We start from the raw sequence: 18,711 nt of genomic DNA on the forward strand, positions 1-18,711 counted from the left end.
GTGCGCACCCAGCCCGGGCAGACGGCGTTCACCAGCACATGGCGCCCCTTCAGCTCCGGGGCCAGCAGCCGCGTCAGCGCGTTGAGCGCCACCTTGGACACGCGGTAGGCCGACGGTGGCCAGCCCTTGCGCGCGTACTGCCCGCTGCGCACGTCCGCCACGAACTCACGCACCAGCGCGGCCAGAGCCTCCTTCGAAGGAGGCAGATCAAACCGGCGGCGGATCTCCGAAGCCAGGTTTCCCAGCTCCCCCGCCCCGCTCGACACCATCACCAGCCGGCCGTGCTCCTCGAGCAGTGGCAGCAAGCGCTCGGTGATCTGCCAGGCCCCGAAGAAGTTCACCGCGGTCGTCCGCTCGGCGACGTTCTCGTCGAACCCATCCATGGTGATGGCGGCGTTGTTGACCAGCACCGCGAGCCGCCGCTCCTGGCGCTCGAGCCGCGTGGCCAGCGCGTCGATGCTCTCCCGGGAGGCCACATCGAGCGGCTCGAAGGCCACCTCGAGCCCCTGGGAGCGCAAGCGGGCCGCGGCCTCCTCACCCGCGGCCGGGTCCCTTGCCGTCAGCAGCACCCGCATCCCTCCGCGGCCCAGCTGTCGGCAGACCTCGAACCCGATGCCCCGATTGCCCCCCGTGACGAGGACCGTTCCCTTTGGTTTCGGCATGTGCCTCCTCCCCCAGCGGAGCGCCTCACCTACTCAAGGGGGGGGACGAGACCTCCGATACAGGGACGTCGCAAGGACGGCCCTGGGTGCGCGGCCTTCTAACAGAATCACTGCGCTTTTTACCGCCTGAATAAATTTTACCGCACTCACAAGTTTCGCTTGTTTTGCCCGTATTCAGGGTTCCTGTCGGGACTCCGCGGCTAGTGGCAGAGAGTGGGTGAGTGACGCCCTACGCCCGCCGGAGCGTGAGGATCGTCACCTCCGTGGGGACACCGAGCCGGAACGGGAGCCAGTGGCCCGTGCCACCCGAGACGTAGAGGTGGCTGTCCTTCTGCTTGTAGCGGCCGAGCATGAACTCGAAGGCGAACCAGAACAGGGGGACGCCGAAGAAAGCGACCTGACCGCCATGCGTGTGGCCCGCGAGCGTGAGGTGGGCTCCGCGCTCGGCCGCGTACGGGAAGAACGAGGGGTGGTGTGCCAGGCACAGCGTCATCTCGCCGGGAGAGGTGCCTTGGAATGCCACGTCCGCCGAGCGGCGCATCTGCTGAGCCCTGAGCAGCGGGTTGCGCCGCGACATCGGGTAGTCGACGCCAACCACGCGCAGGCGCTCGCCGCCGTGCTCGAGCACATGGGACTCGTCCACCAGCAGGCGGACCTTCGCCCCGCGCTTCGCGAGGGACTCATACCCCTCGAGGATGGACTCCAGGCCGCGCCAGTGCTCGTGGTTGCCGAGGATGGCCAGCATCCCATGAGGTGCCTGGCAGGCTCCGAGCGCCTCCATCGTCCCGTCGACCTGGGAGAGGTCATCGATCAGATCGCCCGTCATCACCTGCAGGTGCACGCCGGCGCTGTTCATCGCCTCGACGGCGGCCCGGAGATAGTCCGTGGTGATGAACGGGCCCACGTGGATGTCGGTGATCTGGCCGATGCGGAAGCCCTCGAGCGCAGCGGGCAGATCCCGGAGCCGCACCTCCAGCTCGCGGACCTCGAAGCCGGAGATGCCGCTGACCACACCCGCGGAGCTCGTCCCCATGGCCACGAAGGGGACCGCGCGCCCCACGCTCATGAGCACGCTCCTGCGCTCCAGGTCCACCACCCCCGTCACCTGGCCCGCCTGGGAAGCGGAGCGGCGCTGTCTCCACCAGCGCGCGAGCACGAAGGGCGTGCCGAACAGCACGACGATCAGCACGGCCACGGCCCACATCGTGGAGAAGAGCTTCAGCGGCGCGCCGATCACGGGGATCTGCCCATGGATGCCGATCCCGAGCAGCATCGGCAGCCCCCAGGCCAGGAGTGACAGCGCCACCAGGCTGACGAAGGTCCACTGCCGCCAGCCGCTGGAGACGGCCGGCCAGAGGCGCCTGAGCACGGCGTAGCCCAGCAGGTTCAGCACCGCGATTAAAACGAGTCTGCCGATCATCATCGTCTCGCCGTGCTCAGCTGAGGAACTTGGTCATCCGGCCCTGGGCCACCATCACGCCATCGTTCTCCCGGCGGATGTCCACCTGAACGAAGGCCAGGGTGCGCCCGGACTTGAGCACGGAGGCCTCCACCAGCACGGTCGAGCCGCCGGGAGCGGGCGCGAGCCACGACACGTTGAGGTCCGTGGAGACGCCGGGCCGGTGGTCGCGGTCCGCGCTCATAATGGCCAGCGTGCCCACCACGTCCACCAGCGTGGCCACGGCGCCGCCATGCAGCACGCCGTTGAGGTTCTGTACCGCCTCTCCCACAGGGAGGCGCACCCGGGCCTTGCCGCCGCTGGCCTCCAGCAGCTCCATCCCTGTCAACGATCGGTCATAACCGCCCTGCCCGAACCGGCCCAGCCGCTCCTTCAGCTTGTCATCCATGCGGCCTCCACCTTAACCGCCGTTCGGGCGGGATGCTCTCCTACCTTGGCCCATGGCGGGCCCTGAACGGACAGGCGAGGGAAACGCGCAGGCGCCTGGCGCATCTCCGTGCCGCGAGGAGAGACAGGGACATGGATCTGGGTCTTGCAGGGAAGACAGCACTGGTGACGGGTTCCACGGCGGGGATTGGATTGGCCTCGGCTATGGGGCTGGCGCGCGAGGGAGCGCACGTCATCGTGAATGGCCGCTCCGAGGAGCGAGTCCAGCGAGCGCGGGAGCACATCCTCCAGGCGGTACCGGGGGCCAAGGTGTCGGTCGCGGCGGCGGACCTGTCGACGGCCCAGGGGGCCGAGAAGGTGACGCGGGCCTTCCCGGACGTGGAGATCCTGGTGAACAACCTGGGCATCTTCGAGCCCAAGCCGTTCGAGCAGATCCCCGACGAGGACTGGCTGCGGTTCTTCGAGACGAACGTGATGAGCGGGGTGCGGCTGAGCCGCTTCTACTTCCCGAGGATGCGGGCGAAGGGCTGGGGGCGCATCCTCTTCGTGTCGAGCGAGTCCGCGGTGCAGATCCCCTCGGAGATGATCCACTACGGCATGACGAAGACGGCGCAGGTGGCGGTGGCGCGAGGGCTCGCGGAGCTGTCTCCGGGGACGGGCGTGACGGTGAACACGGTGCTGCCCGGGCCGACGCTGTCCGAAGGCGTGGGGCAGTTCGTGGCCGAGCTGGGCAAGTCGCGGGGCATGGACGCGAAGACGGCCGAGCGCGACTTCTTCATCAACGCCCGGCCGACCTCGCTCCTGAAGCGGTTCACCACCCCCGAGGAGGTGGCGAACCTGATCGTCTATGTCTCCAGCGAGAAGTCCTCCGCCACCAACGGCGCCGCCCTGCGCGTGGACGGCGGCGTGGTGCGGGCCCTGCTCTGATCGAGGCGGCTCAGGCGGCGTCCCGGGCCCGGCGGAACAGCCGCTGGATGTACTCCCAGGCGAACTCGAGCTCCCGGAACCGCTGCTCGGCGAGAGCGCGCAGCTGAGGGTTGACGTCCGACACGGTGTCCGGGCGGCAGTCCTTCGTCTGCGCCTCATAGGCGGCGCGGGCCTGCTCCAGGGTGCCCGGCTCCTGGAAGCCGAGGATCCTCCAGAACACCTGCGCCTGGGTCAGCTTGAGATCCGTGGGCCGCTCCTGTGTCTGCGGGCGCTCCGCGGCCGGGCTGACCTCGGCGGACGCGGGAGGCGCGCTGCGCCGCGAGCGAGCACTGCGAAGCTGCGAAGGAAGCTCGCTCTCGCCGCCCACCAGGGACTGCACCCTCAATACGTAGGGCCCGACGCACAGCTCGTCGTCCACGGTCATCACCGTGGGCCGGACCACGAGCTCGCCGTTGAGGAACGTCCCGTTCGTCGAGCCCTCATCCAGGACGATCGCCCCACCCTCGATGGCGACCAGCCGGCAGTGGACTCCCGAGACCGTCTCGCCCCGCAGGACGAGGTGACACTTCCGCGAGCGGCCGACGAAGATCTCCCGGTCGGCCAGCGTGGCCTTCGTCGTGATTCCCGCTCCACTCAACACAGCCGAAATGGTGAACACGTTGGCTCCAAGCTCTCCCGCCTGGGGGAACAGGCAGGATTCATCCCCCGATACTTGTCAAAGCACGAGGCATGCCGACCTCTCCCAGAGCCGAGACCCCAGTCTTTTCAGTGCCTTGAGAAAGCAGCACTCCAACCTGATGGGCAAGTGAGGTCGCAACCTGTCAGGATTGACGTCAAAGCTGACAAGCAACATGCCGGGTGAGGACTCTCATGACGAGCGGCGATGACCCGAAGGAGAAGCTGTCCGTAGAGCCGCCGTTGCGGGATGAGCCCATGGCGGGCCCGTCGCTCAATCGGACGGCCTTCATTCCCATGCCCGCATCGCTTCAGAGCCCTCTGGGGGAGGAGTCCCCTCCCCCGAGCCAGGTTCCGACGCGCCGGGAGCGCATCCCAAGAGAGCCCTCAGCGCCCCAGCCAGCGCGGCCCTACCGCGAGCCCAAGGCCCTGCGCGTGCAGCGCGAGGGCGTGCCGGATCACATCGTCCCTCTCTACCCGGATCGCTCGTACGTGTTCGGGCGCGCGCCGGAGTCCACGGTGGTGTTCGCCCATGACGCCGTGTCGCGGCAGCACGGGCGCCTGTCCTTCCGCGAGGACCACCGGTGGGTGTACCGGGATCTCAACTCGCGCAACCAGAGCTTCCTGGGCGAGGCGGAGTTCCCGTTTCAGGGGGACGAGCGCGAGTACTTCCAGGTGATGAGCGCCTCGCATGACTGGGTCGTCGAGGCGGGCAACGTCATCCTGCTTGGCAACGGGCGCAGCCGCATCCTCTTCCTGGCCGAGGTGCCAGACGGGCTGGTGGCGGGGCCTCGTCCCCGGCATGAGGGCTCGGCGGCCGCGGCGCAGCTCGAGCGCTCGATCAACATCTGCGCGCGGCACCAGCTCCCGGTCTTCATCCTGGGCAAGTCCGGCACGGGGAAGACGTTCATCGCGCGGGAGATCCACAGCCGGAGCCGGCTGGATGGGAACTTCGTGAACCTGAACTGCGGCAGGCTCCCCCAGGACGCGAGCATGCTGCACAGCGAGCTGCTCGGGCACGTGAAGGGAGCCTTCACGGGGGCGGCCTTCGCGAGGGTGGGCAAGTTCTACGTGGCCAACGGGGGCACGCTCTTCCTGGACGAGGTGGAGTTCCTGCCGCCCGCGGCCCAGGACTTCCTGATCGACGTGCTGGAGGGGACAGGCAGCCTGGCGCCGCTGGGTGCAGCTCCGGACTCACGGGAGCCGCCGCCGCGCTTCCGGCTCATCTCTGCTTCCAAGACACCGCTGCAGCAGACGGGGCTGCGGCCGGACCTGGCCCAGCGGCTGGCCACCGGAGATGTGATCGTGCTGCCGGCGCTGGAGGAGCGGCGGGAGGACATCCCGAACCTCGTGGTGAACTTCCTCCACAGCCTGAAGACGGAGCAGCAGTACGACGCCGAGTTCACCAGCGATGCGATCGCGCATCTGCAGCAGGTGGACTGGCCGGGGCAGATCCGCGAGCTGGAGACGACTGTGAAGGCCGTCGTCGCCCGCGAGGCTGCGGGGCGAGCCATCGACGGCATGGGCTCCTCGCGGATGATGATCACCCTGGCGGCGGTGAAGGCGTACCTGTCCCAGCGGATGATCGGGTTCGGAGGCTCGGTCGCGGCTCCTCCCCTGGCATTGGAGGCATCAAGTGCATCGGTGCCTCAAGGGGCCTTGCAGTCGCTGCGCAAGCGGCCTGGCGATCTGACGGAGGCGGACATCCGGGTCGTGCTGGAGCGGCACCAGGGCAACAAGACGCGCGCCGCTCAGGAGCTGGGGATCGCGCTCAACACCCTCAAGGACCGGATGAAGAAGCTCGGGGTCGCGTGAAAGGGAAAGCCGCCGGGAAGGAACCTTCAAAACGATGCGTGTAGAACTGAACAAATCCACGCAGCAATCCACCATGCGGCTTGCCCTCTTAGCCGTATTGGCTCTGCTCTTGGCGTGCATGGGCCGCCGACTCTTCTACCTACACAGTGAATTGCCCAAACTGAATCAAGATCAATTCTATTCCGTGACACCTGGGCCTTGGGACAACGAGCACGTGCCCGTCGTCGTATCGGATGCGAGCAAGGTTCCGGATGAGTTGGTCATCTCTACGCTCAGGGCCTTGATGGCCTTGCCAGGTGCGATGGTCCAGTGCGATCCGAAATCTAAAGAGCCGCCTGCTTATGCGACTGAGTATTGCCTAGCCCTCTACAAGACCCCGAAGGATTGGCGTGCTTCATGGCCTGTTCGAAGTTTGTTCGAGGAGAACAGCATGTGTGAGCCGCCCTATGGCGGGGTAGAGGATGAGGACTTCGGGCGGGAGATAGCCGTCGTTGGCTTCGCTCACAACCACCCCTGTGGGAGGCACATGAGCAGTCCTGATCTGGGTACCTTTCCTATCCATATCAAGAACGCGGGGACTGAAGTCTGGGAGTTGATGGTTTACGCAGAGACTCCTGCCGGCAATCTTGCTCGGAACTCCAAGGGAGAGTTGATTCCGACCTCGGCATGGCTCGCCACGTATCATCTTGATGAGCCTCGCTTCTACAAGTGGGACCTGCAGGGAAATGTATTTATCTGGAATGAGGAAAACCAAGAGTGGGAATTCCGATCAATGTGTAAGCCTCAATCCAGCGCTTTCAATCCCGATAAAGCGCTGCAACCAGAATGCAATCCACCACTCGATTGAGGTTGTAGATTTGAGGGCCCTGTGACTAAACCACGCTATCTCGGCTTGCTTGTATTGCTCTTGGTGGGAGGAGGTTCGGTGGCTCTACCCATCGACCTCGAACATCCCGATGGTGGACCTATTGGCTCAGTTCCAGGTCTTTTGGATGCGGGCGTCATCCCTTTCTCATCCAGCCCTACAGATTTGGATGGTGGGACGGTTGCTCCTCAACCCCGTGCTTCGGCGGGGGACGCAGGCCCCCTCTCTGCTGTGCCCAGCAAGGCACAGCCCGTCAAGTGGCCTGAGGATTTGCAGCCCTTAGCTACCTTGGATGGCCCTGCTGTACTTGCAGCCAATGCGGCTCTCCAGCGAGTACTTGAGCGCTTCCCTGAAAAATACAAGCAGAGCTGCGCCTATTCTGCCAGAGCGATGGAAGTGCTCGTTGGGCAGCAGGGAGGGCTGTATTTCGTGCGTATCAATCGGCGCTTGGACAAGTGCGGACGGGCAGCTCCTGGCATCAGTGCCGGCTTCGACTGGTTCGAGCTGTATGCAGTGTCCCCGGATGGGCAGATTCTCGAACGCTATCCCTACCATCCGTAGTGTGGGAGTGGAACTTGGCACGACAACGCCCAATGCCTGACTACGCTCGGCGTATCCTCACTTTGAGGACACGAGGGCCCACGGCGCACGTGGGCAGCAGCAGGCACTTCGCGCAGTTCTCCGCGACAGGCCTCGCCGGGCATACCCCGCTCATGCCGTAGTGGCACAGCGCGAAGTCGTACCGAACCGGATCCGCTTCATCCAGCCACCGCAGCGAGGCCGTCACCTCCTCCGCCGTCCGCCAGCTCAGGTCCTTGCGCCGCGTCAGCCCCAGGTGCCGGGCGATGCGTCCGATGTGCGTGTCCAGTGGGATGAGCAGCCCCGCGGCTGGCACCCGCTTCCAGATGCCAAAGTCCACCGCGTCCGGACCTCGCACCATCCACCGCAGGTACAGGTTGAGCCGCTTTGCCGCCCCCGCTCCCAGGGGTGAGGGAAGCAGGTGGTGCAGCCCCCGCTCCTTCCCGAGCGCCCGCCGCAGCTCGCCCATGGGCACGTCTCGAAGCGCTGCAGTGAAGTCACTCAGTGCGCCGTGGATCGACTCGTGCGCCTCCCAGGCCCGCACGAAGAGCGCCTCCAGGCTCCCGTGCTCGCGCAGCGCCCGCCCCATCCCCAGCAGCAGCACCGCCACGTCCGTGCCGACGTTGAAGCGGTAGACGAACCCGTGCAGCAGCTCGCGCGCTCCCGCAACATCCAGCTCGCGCACGAAGGCGGCCGGGGATGGGCCCATGCGCCGCAGCAGCCCCTCCACCTTGGGCCGGAACAAGTCCGCCCGGCCGTATGCCAGCGCCGCCGCCAGGAGCGCGCTGGTCTCGATGTCCCGAGGGTCCGTGTACCGGTGCGGGAACTCCACGGGATCGAACGCGATGCGCGCGCGCGCATCCGTCGACGCCAGAAAGGACTCCAGGAGCGGACGCAGGCGCTCGGCGGCCTTCACTGACAACCCCGTGCTCCGAGAGCGCCTGCTCACGCGTCGACCTCCAACCCCCTCGTCGCCGTCAATCAGCGCGTCAGCTCGCGCACCGCGTGCCCCAGCTCCGGGAGGATCAGCACCTCCAGCGCCAGCTTCACCGCCTGCGGCGAGCCCGGCATGGCGAAGACGATCATCCCCTGGTACGTTCCTGCCGTGGCCCGCGACATCATCGCCACGCTGCCGATCTGCTTGAACGAGAGCATCCGGAAGATCTCCCCGAACCCTGGCAGCTCCTTCTCGAACAGCCCCCGCAGCGTCTCCACCGTCGAGTCCCGCCGCCCGATCCCCGTCCCTCCGTTGAAGAGCACGGCCCGCGCTCCCGCTCCCGCCGCCTCGGCCAGCACCGCGCGGATCGCCTCCGGCTCGTCCTTCACCAGCTTGTAGCCAGACAGGGTGTGCCCGGCGGCCTCCAGCCCACTCCGCAGCGCCCGTCCGCTCTCGTCCCGTGCCTCGTCCCGGCTGTCCGAGCACGTCACCACGAACACGCTCACGTGGGCCGGCGCGTGCGACTTGTGCTCCTCCGCCGAGTGCGAGTGCCCATGATGCCCATGCCCCGCGTGCGGGTGGTGGTGCTGGTGCCCGTGACCGTGGTCATGGTCATCATCGTGATCGTGTCCGTCGTGTGCCATGGCTCCCCTCGCGGCTCCGCTGTTCGTTACTTCGCCTTGGGATCGTCGATGACGATCTGCCCGCTCTCCACGTCGACCTTCACCACCGTCTGGTCATCGGCGATGCCCGGAGAAGTCTCGTTCTTGCCGGTGTCCAGGTCGAAGCCCACCTCGTGGCAGGGGCAGATGACCAGGTTGTCCTCGATGCGCCCACCCGACAGCAGGCAACCCGCGTGGTTGCACCAGTCATCAAGCCCTTTGTAGCGCCCGTTGATCTTGGCGATGCACACGTTGCGAGCCCCTACTTCGTAGCCCCGCATCTCCTTCTCGGCGAAGTCCGCCGGTCCGAGCTTGATCTTCATCGGCCTCGTTCTTCCTCTAAATAAAACGACAGGTTGCCCCCCGTGGGACGTCCTTCTACCCTGGCGAGCCTGCCCGGGGCGAGGGTCCTTCTTACCCCTGTATGCCTGCGCGCTCGCTCCTCTCGGATTACCTTCTCTCCCGTGAACCCGCCCGACAAAGCCGCCATCGCCAAGATCCTTCGGGAGCTCTCCCTGCTCCTCCAGCTCAAGGGAGAGAACTCCTTCAAGGTCCGCGCCTACGACACAGCAGCAGACCGCCTGCTCGGGATGACCCAGGACCTGGGAACCCTGGTACGGGAAGGCCGCCTGCAAGAGCTGCCAGGGATCGGCCAGGGGCTCGCCGACAAGATCAGCGAGCTGGTGAGCACCGGCAAGCTCGGCTTCCACGAGGAGCTCAAGGCCGAGTTCCCTGCCGGCCTGCTGGAAGTCCTCCAGCTGCCGGACATGGGCCCCAAGAAGGCCCTCGCCCTCTGGAAGGAGCTGAAGGTGGGCTCCGTGGCCGAGGTGGAGAAGGCCTGCCGTGAGGGCCGCGTGCGTGAGCTCAAGGGGTTCGGCGCCAAGAGCGAGGCGAAGATCCTAGAGGGCATCGCCCTGCACCAGCGCGCCAAGGGCAAGCGAAAGCTGCTGGGGGATGTGCTCCCCACCGTGGACAGCCTGCTCGAGCGGCTCAAGGCGGTGCCCGGCGTGGTGCGCGTCAGCCCGGCCGGCAGCGTGCGGCGCCGTGCCGAGACCGTGGGGGATGTGGATCTGCTGGCCTCCGCGCCCGAGGCCGGCCCGGCGCTCGAGGCACTGGCCAACGCGCCCGGTGTCGCCGTGCTGATCGGCAAGGGCGAGAGCAAGTGCTCCGTGCGCATGGTGGAGGCAGATCTCCAGGTGGATCTGCGCGTGCTGCCGGACGAGGACTTCGCCACGGCCCTGCACCACTTCACCGGCTCCAAGGCCCACCACGTGCGCCTGCGCGGGATGGGGCAGGACAAGGGCTTCAAGATCTCCGAGTGGGGCGTGCACCGCACCGACGGCACCAAGGTGCCCATCCGCGACGAGGCGGACATCTACAAGCTGCTCGGCATGCAGTACGTCCCCCCCGAGCTGCGCGAGGACACCGGTGAGCTCGAGGCCGCGCTGGAGGGCCGGCTCCCGGAGGATCTCGTCGAGCTGGAGGACGTGCTGGGAGCGGTGCACTCGCACAGCACGTGGTCGGACGGGAAGCACTCGCTGGAGGAGATGGCGCGGGCGGCGAAGGCGATGGGACTCCAGTACCTCACCGTCACCGAGCACAGCCAAGCGGCCGTCTACGCCGGCGGGCTCAAGGAGGACGATCTCAAGCGCCAGTGGGAGGAGATCGACCGGGTGAACGAGGCCGTCACGGGCTTCCGGCTCCTCAAGGGCATCGAGGTGGACATCCTGGAGACGGGCGCGCTCGACTACCGTGACAGCGTGCTCGAGCAGCTCGAGGTGGTCATCGGCTCTGTCCACGTGCGCCACAGCATGGACGAGGAGCAGATGACTCGGCGGCTGCTCAGCGCCATGGACAACCCGTGCCTGAACATCATCGGCCACCCCACGGGGCGCCTCATCCACGAGCGCGATCCCTACCCGATGCGCATGGAGGCAGTGCTGGACCGGGCCGCCGAGCGCGGCGTGGTGATGGAGGTGAACGGCAAGCCGGCGCGGCTGGACCTCAAGGCCGAGCACGTCCGCCAGGCCGTCCAGCGAGGGGTGAAGCTGGTGGTGAGCGCCGACTCGCACAAAAAGGAGGACCTGGCCCACCTGACTTTCGCCGTGGCCACCGCGCGCCGGGGCTGGGCGCGCAAGGGGGATGTGCTCAACACGCTGCCCGCGGCGAAGTTCATCGCCCAGCTCAAGGCCCTCCGGGCCCGGTGAAGTTCACTTCCGCGTTCGCGAGGCGGTGCTAACCTCCGGGCCGCGGTGACGCCTCGCCTCCTTGCCCTCCTGCTCCTCTGTCTCGGTCTCACGGCCCGTGCCGACGGTGCCGAGCGCCCCACCCGCGCGGATCTCCAGAAGGCCGTGGAGCTGCATGAGCGCTCCGTGGTGCGAGTCCTCGCACCCCGCCGCTCCGGCCCCGGCGTCATCGTGGGCAGCGGTGGCCAGGTGCTCACCGCCGTGGACCACGTGAGCCTGGAGACCACCGAGGTGGAGTTCGGCGGAAAGCGACTGCCGGCCTCGGTGGTGCTCGCCAACGCGTACCTGAAGGTCGCCGTCATCGCCGCGCCCAGCGGCACCTACCCCTCCGTGCCCGTGAAGGTGCTCCCCGAGGGCCTGGACGGACAGTGGCTCATCGGCGTCATCCGCGGCCGAGGCAAGAAGGCGCCGGCCCAACCCTTCGCCGCCGTGGCCCGGCTCGCGAAGCAGGAGCCCTTCCTGGACGTGGGCATCCCCTTCATGCCGGGCACCCCGCTCTTCGACACGCAGGGGCGGCTCGTCGCCGTCGTCGTCCAGCGCCGCACGGGCGGGTGCCGGGCCCTGCCGCTGTCGGCCGTGAAGCTCCAGCTCGCCTCCGCTGCAGAGGCTCCATGAGCGCCGCCGCCGCCCAGCCCTGGCGCCCCTCCGCCGTGCAAGAAGTCGTCGCCCTGTGGGCCATCGGCTTCCTGGGCATCGTCATCGCGTTCCTGCTCTTCGGCGGCACCAGCATCCCCAAGCTGGTGGCCACCGTGGGCTTCCTCTACCTGCCGCTCATTGCCATGCGCTGGCGGGACGAAGACTATCGCGACTACGGCCTCACCCTGCGCGCCTGGCGCCAGGACTTGCGGCTGTTCGTCACGCTGAGCCTCATCGTCGGCCCCCTCTTCTTCCTGGGCTTCGCCGCCTGGGTGGAGCTCGTCCCCCGGCTTCCCTCGGACTGGGCCCGGCTCCTCACACCGCACAGCGGCCCCGGCCACTTCTCTCCCAGGCTGCCTCCGCGCTTCGCCGAGTGGGTCGTCGACCAGGTGTTTGTCGTGGCGCTCCCAGAGGAGTTCTTCTACCGGGGCTACATGCAGACCCGGCTGCGCGACGCATGGCCCGGCGGGCGCAAGGTGCTCGGCGCTCGGCTGGGGCCCGCCTTCTGGCTCACGGCGGTGCTCTTCGCCCTCGGCCACCTCGCCATCTTCCAGGCCTGGCGCCTGTCCGTCTTCTTCCCCGCCCTCCTCTTCGCCTGGATGCGAGAGCGCACCGGCACCGTCGTCGGTGCCGCCCTCTTCCACGCCGCCTGCAACCTCTTCGTGCAGTTCCTCGAGGTCTCGTTCTTCGGCGGCCCGTGAGCAGCCGGAGCGCCTGAACGCCATGGGCTTTCGGCTGGGTGAGGCAAGACCCAGGCTTGATCTGTTCACAAGTATTCAAGCAAATGGGGTATAGCTTGAACACCCTGTGCCCTCCGCCAACGCGGCCGGGCACCCCTCCGAGGGGGCACTCCCAGTGAATCGTCTTCAGAGAAGTCAGGCGCATGCCCTGGCCGCAGCGCTCGCGCTGTGCACGGCCTTGTGGGCGCCTTCCGTGCTGGCCCAGCAGAACTCCTCCGTGATCACCGGGACGGTGGCGGACGCCAGCAATCAGCAGCCCGTCGCGGACGTGGTCATCACCGCCACCTCCCCCGCCCTGCAGGGAGAGGAGGTCGCCGTCACGGACGCCACGGGCAACTACCGCCTGCCGCAGCTGCCCCCCGGCGTCTACACCCTGCGCTTCGAGAAGGAGAGCTTCCAGCCCTACTCGCGCACGGAGATCACCCTGCGCCTCAACCGCACCATCCGCCTCAACGCGCAGCTGCTGCCGGATGAGTTCCAGACGACGATGGAGATCTCCGGCACCCCACCCGCCATCGACGTGGGCTCCACCCGCACCGGCCTGAGCGTGGACACGGATCTGCTGCGCAACATCGCCGTGGTGCGCCCTGGCTCCAAGGGCAGCGCGGCGCGCTCCTTCGAGAGCCTGGCCGAGCTGGCTCCCGGCGCCAACGCGGACGCCTACGGCATCTCCCTCAACGGCACCACCTCGCCGGAGAACGGCTTCCTCGTGGACGGCCTGTCCGCGGGCAACCCGGCCACCGGCGTGCTCGGCTCCCCCATCTCCGTGGAGTTCATCCAGGAGGTGAACGTCATCACCGGCGGCTTCATGCCCGAGTTCGGCCGCTCCACCGGCGGCGTCATCACCGCCGTCACGAAGTCCGGCTCCAACGAGTTCCATGGGTCGCTCTTCAGCAACCTCACCCCCGGCGCCTTCGAGCACTCGCCCACCCTCATCCCCCGAGAGGGCAGCGTCATCACCACGAACCAGAAGCTGTGGAACCTGGGGGACTTCGGCGGAGATCTCGGCGGCCCCATCATCAAGGACAAGCTCTGGTTCTACGTGGGCGTGGCGCCCTCCTTCACCCGCCGCAGGCTCGATCGCAGCCTGAACGCCTTCGTGCTGGATGCGGAGGGCAACCGCGTCCGGGACGCGAACGGCTTCTCCCGCACCGAGCCCATCCCCGACACCACCACCTCCTACTTCGCTGACCAGCGCTCCGTGCAGTACATCGGCAAGCTCACCTGGCAGGCCGCTGCGGACCACACACTCACCCTCTCCGTCTACGGCGCGCCCAACAGCTCGGGCGGCAACGGCCGCTTCGGCTACCGCGTGGATGACAACGCCGTCGAGGTGGAGAACATCGCCGGCGCCTATGCGGCGTACGCGCACCGCAACGAGCAGGACTCACGCGACATCTCCCTCAAGCTGACCTCCTCCTTCCTGGACAAGAAGATCCTGCTGGACGCCACCGTGGGCTGGCACCACCAGGTGGACTCCAACCTGCCCTCGGACGGCACCGGCATCGCCAGCGGCCAGGGCCTGTCCACCCTGCCCCAGTTCGAGATGCAGCGCTCCAGCCGTCCGGATCCCGCCAACCCCGGCCGCAGCCTGCCGGCCTTCTACTCCATCAATGACTTCGAGCAGCTGCCGGATCCCTCCGTGTGCGATCCGGCGGGCACCGTCAACGCCGTCAAGTGCCCTGTCACCACGTACCTGTTCGGTGGCCCCGGCTTCCTCCAGGAGCGTACGGTGGAGCGCTACCAGGGCAACGTGGTGGGCACCTTGTTGCTCAGCGCCTTGGGCCACCACGTCATCAAGGCCGGCTTCGACGCGGAGGTGATGACGAACGAGGATGTCCGCGGCTACTCGGGCGACGTCCTCTACCGCGAGAACGTCAACGGACAGACGTTCCAGGACTTCCGCGCCTTCGGCTTCCTCACCGGACCGGACGAGGTGGTGATCCAGCCCTCCGTCAACCCCGCTACTCGCGCCCTCGCGCTCGGCGGCTTCCTCCAGGACTCGTGGAGCGTGATGGATAAAGTCACGCTCAACGCCGGCGTGCGCTACGACACGCAGTCGGTGTACGGCACCGGCGGGGACCTGGCCTTCGAGCTGCCCAACCAGATCTCGCCTCGCGTGGGCATCATCTACGACTTCACCCAGCAGGGCCGCTCCAAGCTCTACGCCAGCTTCGCGCGCTACTACCAGAACGCGGTGCTGGCCATGGTCAACTCGCAGTTCTCCAACATCACCCGCATCCAGGCCAACCGCCGGCGCACGCCCCAGGGAGATGCGCCGGGGTGCGATCCGCTCACGCAGGCCGCGCCCTACACCGAGTGCCGGAATGAGGGCAACGTCATCCCCTCCGGCAACCCGGAGATCCTCAGCAAGAAGTACACGCAGACGTTCGCCATCAACAGCCCGGTGGATCCGGATCTGGAGCCCCAGTCCTCGAATGAGTGGGTGGTGGGCGGCGACTACGAGATCTTCCCCCGCGCCACACTGGGCGTCATCTACACGCACCGGGACATGAACGCCGTCATCGAGGACATGTCCCGCAACGAGGCCACCAACTACTTCATCGGTAACCCGGGCCGCGGCATCGCCTCCGAGTTCCCCAAGCCGGTGCGCAACTACGACGCGGTGACGCTCTCGCTCACCAAGGCCTTCGCGGACCTCTGGCTGGTGCAGGCCAACTACACCTGGTCCCGCCTGTGGGGGAACTACTCCGGTCTGTTCCGCCCGGAGAACCTCCAGCTGGCCCCCAACATCACCTCGGACTTCGATCTGATCTCCCTCACGGAGAACAAGATGGGCCTGCTGCTGCTGGACCGGACGCACTCGGTGAAGCTCTACGGGGCCAAGGAGTTCCCCCTCACCAGCCAGATCAGCCTCAACCTGGGCCTGTCCTACCGGGGAACCTCGGGGGCGCCGGTCAACGTGACGGGCGCGCACTACATCTATGGCCCGGAGTTCACCTTCATCCTCCCGCGCGGCGCGGGCGGCCGGCTGCCCTTCGTGCACAACATCGACACGCGCCTGTCCGCCAGCTACCGGCTCTCCGGCGACATGGTGGCCAGCGTGAGCATGGACGTCTTCAACCTCTTCAACTTCCAGTCCGTCACCGCCGTGGATCAGCGCTACACCTCGGAGACGGTGGACGCCATCGTCGGCGGCACGCAGGCGGACCTGGAGACGCTCAAGGCCCGTGGCACCGATCGCACCGTCGTCGTCAACCCCAACTTCGGCAAGCCCGTTGCCTACCAGTCGCCCCGCAGCATTCGCCTCGGCGCGCGCCTCTCGTTCTAAAGCGGAGCCCTCCTCACCATGAAGACCCTATCCGCCTTCCGCTGGATCCTCCCCCTGGGGTGCGTGGCCGCACTGCTCAGCTCCTGCAACGCAGACCAGCCCCTGCCCCAATGCACCATCGGCCGTGGCGAGCACGCCGTGCGCTACACGCTCGTGCGCGGCACCGGCCCCTGCGCCGCGAAGACGGCCGAGAAGCTGGGCGCGCAGATCTTCCGCACGCCCGGCTCCGGCATCCCTCCCACCCTCGTCTTCAGGCCCGGGCCGCTGGCCGCCAACGAGGGCAAGGACACGGCCAACTCCGTCAACACCGAGGGGGACTTCACCACCGAGTACCCGAGCGAGGACGAGCTGTGCCTGGTGCCCTCCATGTCCGAGGCCCGGCAGCGCGTGGCCCAAACGGACGGGAGCACGCGGGACATCCGCTACGAGTTCAGCAATGTGCGCGTGCAGGGCTCCTCCGCCATCCCGGGGACGCAGTGGATCGCGGATCTCACCTATACGGAGAATGACTGCACGGCCCAGTACGTCGCGGTGGGCATGTTCCCCGCGCTCAAGTGCGAGCGTACCGTGGGGAACACGCTGGAGCGAGATCCGGCCATCTGCCAGCAGCCGCGGCCCAGCCTCTCCATTGATCCGGCCTTCCCCACCACCTGCGACGAGACGACGAACCTGTGCGTGCTCAGGGATGATCCGCCCTCGCTCATCTCGCAGCCCTGAACAAGGGGGTGCCCTCAGGCGCCCCGCTCAGAGCCCGGGGAGGTGACGGACCTGCAGGTCCTCGCTCACCGCCAGCGCCGTGCCCTGCGTCAGCTCCACCCAGCCCTGGGTGCGCTTCACGTGGCTGGCCACCACCACCGCGCGCTGGCGCCGGTGCGCCATCACCGCCGGCTGCGTCTCCGGCGTCTCCGGCGTGATGCCGCACACCTCGCAGCGATCCGTGCCCTCCAGCCGCGTGTAGTAGAGCGGCGCCTCACCCGAGCGCGTCGCCACGAGGATCCGGCCGTTGGTGGCCACGAAGTTCAGCGTGGAGGTGCGCACCGCCCCCGCCTGGGCCGATGCACGCTCCAGCTCCCGCGCCGTGTCCACCAGCAGCCGGCCCGCCTCCTCTGCATCGAGACGGGGATCCTCCATCCGCCCCTCGCCCCGCAGGTGCTTCAGGAAGTGCGCGAAGGCGACCTCGCTGTCCGTGGGGCCCTTCACCTGCCACCGCAGAAACTCGGGGAGCTCCTCCAGCAGCGAGGCCCTGAGCCGATCGAACCCGTGCAGCGCACCCTGGTGGGCGAACAGCCAGGCCCGGGATCGGAACGGCTGGGTGCTGTCCTCCAGGGACATCCCCACCGGCAGCCTGCCCGCATGGAACACGAGCGCCCCGGACTCATTCGGGGGCGCCAGCGAAGCCGCCGTCAACCCCACATCGCTCGACAGCCGCCGCAGCAACACCTCTCCGTCCGCGTAAGCCCCCACCCCCACGGCGTTGGCCCTCGGCTCCACCTGGAGGGTGAGCTGCCCCTCCAACCGCGCCAGCTCGCACTTCAACAGGTTCGGATCGGATGTGAGCACCGCCAGGACGACGGACATGGAACAAAACCCCCAGAGAAAGCGTGTGGCTCAGCAGATAGATAAGGATGCCACGCCCCCCCCTCAACCCACGCTTCCCAGGCCCCTCTACCCCGGCTAAGCCCTTGAAATGGCTCGGATTTGATCGGACGGAAGGTTTGACAGGCCCGCACCAGGGTGCGAACATCCTCGCGCTTTTCGGGTTTGTGAGAGTACCTACACCCCCGTGCAGAACTTCACCGGAGACGGAATGTCGGACGAGATTGCGATCGGCATCGACCTGGGCACCTCGTACTCGTGCGTGGCGGTAGTCCAGGACGGGCAGCCGGCGGTCATTCCCAACGAGTGGGGAGAGAGCACCCACGCCTCGTGTGTCTCGTTCCTCGAGGACGGCTCGGTGCTGGTAGGCAATGCCGCCAAGAAGAACATCATCCAGGCGCCCGAGGCGACGGTGTACTCCGCCAAGCGCCTCATCGGCCGGTACTACTTCTCAGACGAGGTGAAGAAGGCCCAGGCGGTGATGCCGTACCGGATTGTCGAGGGCGAGCACAACTCGGTGCGCATCGAGGTGCGCGGCAACACGTACTCGCTGCCGGAGATCTCCGCGCTGGTGCTCAAGGAGATGAAGGCGGTAGCGGAGACGTACCTGGGGCGCGAGGTGACGAAGGCCGTCGTCACCGTCCCGGCGTACTTCAACGACAACCAGCGCCAGGCCACCAAGGATGCAGGCCGCGTGGCCGGGCTGGAGGTGCTGCGCATCATCAACGAGCCCACCGCGGCGGCGCTCGCCTACGGCTTCGGCCGGGACGTGAACCAGCGCATCGTCGTCTACGATCTGGGCGGCGGCACCTTCGACGTGTCCATCCTGGAGATCGGCAAGGACGTGTTCGAGGTGCTCTCCACCGCGGGCGACACGTACCTGGGCGGAGATGACTTCGACGACCGCATCATGACGTGGCTGGCAGAGGACTTCCTGGCGAAGACGCGGCTGGATCTGCGGCAGAACAAGTACTGCCTGCAGATGCTCAAGGACGCGGCGGAGAAGGCGAAGATCGACGTGGGCCAGCAGGGCGTGGCGGACATCCTCTGCGCGGGCATCTGCCAGGACGCCAACGGCAACGTGATGGACCTGACGGCGAAGCTCAACCAGGAGCAGTTCAACAAGATGGTGATGGACCTGGTCCAGCGGACCTTCAAGGTCTGCGACGAGGCCATCCAGAGCGCTCGCATCACCGCCGCGGACGTGGACGCGGTGATCCTGGTGGGCGGGCC

At 67.4% G+C, this 18,711-nt stretch carries 18 protein-coding genes; 10 read left to right on the plus strand and 8 right to left on the minus strand.

Features of this window, described 5'->3' with window-relative positions; all coding sequences use genetic code 11:
* The 3 genes from VD972_RS33845 to VD972_RS33855 all read right to left on the minus strand — a co-directional run.
* Window positions 1–662: SDR family NAD(P)-dependent oxidoreductase (locus VD972_RS33845; protein WP_324992932.1), on the minus strand; the 662-nt coding region annotated here is incomplete at its 3' end.
* 229 nt (window positions 663–891) lie between these two features.
* Window positions 892–2,085, minus strand: a complete 1,194-nt coding sequence (locus VD972_RS33850) for a metallophosphoesterase (RefSeq protein ID WP_324992933.1) — start codon at window positions 2,083–2,085, stop codon at window positions 892–894.
* A gap of 13 nt (window positions 2,086–2,098) precedes the next feature.
* Window positions 2,099–2,509, minus strand: coding sequence for a PaaI family thioesterase (locus VD972_RS33855; protein WP_324992934.1), 411 nt, complete (start codon window positions 2,507–2,509; stop codon window positions 2,099–2,101).
* A gap of 131 nt (window positions 2,510–2,640) precedes the next feature.
* Between VD972_RS33855 and VD972_RS33860 the strand changes: the two genes are divergently transcribed.
* Window positions 2,641–3,435: an SDR family NAD(P)-dependent oxidoreductase gene (locus VD972_RS33860; RefSeq protein ID WP_324992935.1), complete on the plus strand. Its 795-nt coding sequence runs from the start codon at window positions 2,641–2,643 to the stop codon at window positions 3,433–3,435.
* A gap of 10 nt (window positions 3,436–3,445) precedes the next feature.
* Here VD972_RS33860 and VD972_RS33865 read toward each other — a convergent pair whose 3' ends face one another.
* On the minus strand, window positions 3,446–4,093 hold the full coding sequence (locus tag VD972_RS33865; RefSeq protein WP_324992936.1) for an FHA domain-containing protein: 648 nt from the start codon (window positions 4,091–4,093) through the stop codon (window positions 3,446–3,448).
* Window positions 4,094–4,305: 212 nt separating this feature from the next.
* Between VD972_RS33865 and VD972_RS33870 the strand changes: the two genes are divergently transcribed.
* The 3 genes from VD972_RS33870 to VD972_RS33880 all read left to right on the plus strand — a co-directional run bounded on the left by VD972_RS33870 (window position 4,306) and on the right by VD972_RS33880 (window position 7,351).
* On the plus strand, window positions 4,306–5,925 hold the full coding sequence (locus tag VD972_RS33870) for a sigma 54-dependent Fis family transcriptional regulator (RefSeq protein ID WP_324992937.1): 1,620 nt from the start codon (window positions 4,306–4,308) through the stop codon (window positions 5,923–5,925).
* A 34-nt stretch (window positions 5,926–5,959) separates the two neighbouring features.
* A complete protein-coding gene (locus VD972_RS33875) occupies window positions 5,960–6,772 on the plus strand; it encodes a hypothetical protein (RefSeq protein ID WP_324992938.1) in 813 nt (270 codons plus the stop codon).
* A gap of 78 nt (window positions 6,773–6,850) precedes the next feature.
* Window positions 6,851–7,351 (plus strand): hypothetical protein, encoded by a 501-nt coding sequence (locus tag VD972_RS33880; RefSeq protein ID WP_324992939.1) that lies wholly within the window; start codon window positions 6,851–6,853, stop codon window positions 7,349–7,351.
* 40 nt (window positions 7,352–7,391) lie between these two features.
* Here VD972_RS33880 and VD972_RS33885 read toward each other — a convergent pair whose 3' ends face one another.
* The 3 genes from VD972_RS33885 to VD972_RS33895 all read right to left on the minus strand — a co-directional run bounded on the left by VD972_RS33885 (window position 7,392) and on the right by VD972_RS33895 (window position 9,291).
* On the minus strand, window positions 7,392–8,318 hold the full coding sequence (locus tag VD972_RS33885) for a TIGR02757 family protein (protein WP_324992940.1): 927 nt from the start codon (window positions 8,316–8,318) through the stop codon (window positions 7,392–7,394).
* A 32-nt stretch (window positions 8,319–8,350) separates the two neighbouring features.
* Window positions 8,351–8,800: a molybdenum cofactor biosynthesis protein B gene (locus tag VD972_RS33890; RefSeq protein WP_324992949.1), complete on the minus strand. Its 450-nt coding sequence runs from the start codon at window positions 8,798–8,800 to the stop codon at window positions 8,351–8,353.
* Between the two features lie 176 nt (window positions 8,801–8,976).
* Window positions 8,977–9,291 (minus strand): Rieske (2Fe-2S) protein, encoded by a 315-nt coding sequence (locus VD972_RS33895; protein ID WP_324992941.1) that lies wholly within the window; start codon window positions 9,289–9,291, stop codon window positions 8,977–8,979.
* A gap of 141 nt (window positions 9,292–9,432) precedes the next feature.
* On the opposite strand from VD972_RS33895, the gene polX reads away from it, so the two are divergent.
* The 5 genes from polX (at window position 9,433) to VD972_RS33920 (ending at window position 16,599) form a co-directional block, all read left to right on the plus strand.
* Complete coding sequence (gene polX, locus VD972_RS33900; RefSeq protein WP_324992942.1) at window positions 9,433–11,175, plus strand: DNA polymerase/3'-5' exonuclease PolX; 1,743 nt, start codon at window positions 9,433–9,435, stop codon at window positions 11,173–11,175.
* 45 nt (window positions 11,176–11,220) lie between these two features.
* Window positions 11,221–11,829, plus strand: coding sequence for a serine protease (locus VD972_RS33905; protein ID WP_324992943.1), 609 nt, complete (start codon window positions 11,221–11,223; stop codon window positions 11,827–11,829).
* Window positions 11,826–12,551, plus strand: a complete 726-nt coding sequence (gene mrtX / locus VD972_RS33910; protein ID WP_324992944.1) for a myxosortase MrtX — start codon at window positions 11,826–11,828, stop codon at window positions 12,549–12,551. The genes VD972_RS33905 and mrtX overlap by 4 nt, the downstream gene beginning before the upstream one ends.
* Window positions 12,552–12,705: 154 nt before the next feature.
* Complete coding sequence (locus VD972_RS33915) at window positions 12,706–15,882, plus strand: TonB-dependent receptor (protein WP_324992945.1); 3,177 nt, start codon at window positions 12,706–12,708, stop codon at window positions 15,880–15,882.
* Between the two features lie 18 nt (window positions 15,883–15,900).
* Window positions 15,901–16,599, plus strand: coding sequence for a hypothetical protein (locus tag VD972_RS33920; RefSeq protein ID WP_324992946.1), 699 nt, complete (start codon window positions 15,901–15,903; stop codon window positions 16,597–16,599).
* 27 nt (window positions 16,600–16,626) lie between these two features.
* On the opposite strand, the gene VD972_RS33925 is transcribed toward VD972_RS33920, so the two are convergent.
* The gene (locus tag VD972_RS33925) at window positions 16,627–17,460 is read right to left on the minus strand and encodes a class II glutamine amidotransferase (protein ID WP_324992947.1); all 834 of its coding nucleotides are present in this window, start codon (window positions 17,458–17,460) and stop codon (window positions 16,627–16,629) included.
* A gap of 229 nt (window positions 17,461–17,689) precedes the next feature.
* Between VD972_RS33925 and VD972_RS33930 the strand changes: the two genes are divergently transcribed.
* On the plus strand, window positions 17,690–18,711 hold a 1,022-nt coding region (locus VD972_RS33930), incomplete at its 3' end, for an Hsp70 family protein (RefSeq protein WP_324992948.1).

This window comes from Hyalangium sp., assembly GCF_035629615.1.
Lineage (GTDB): Bacteria > Myxococcota > Myxococcia > Myxococcales > Myxococcaceae > Hyalangium.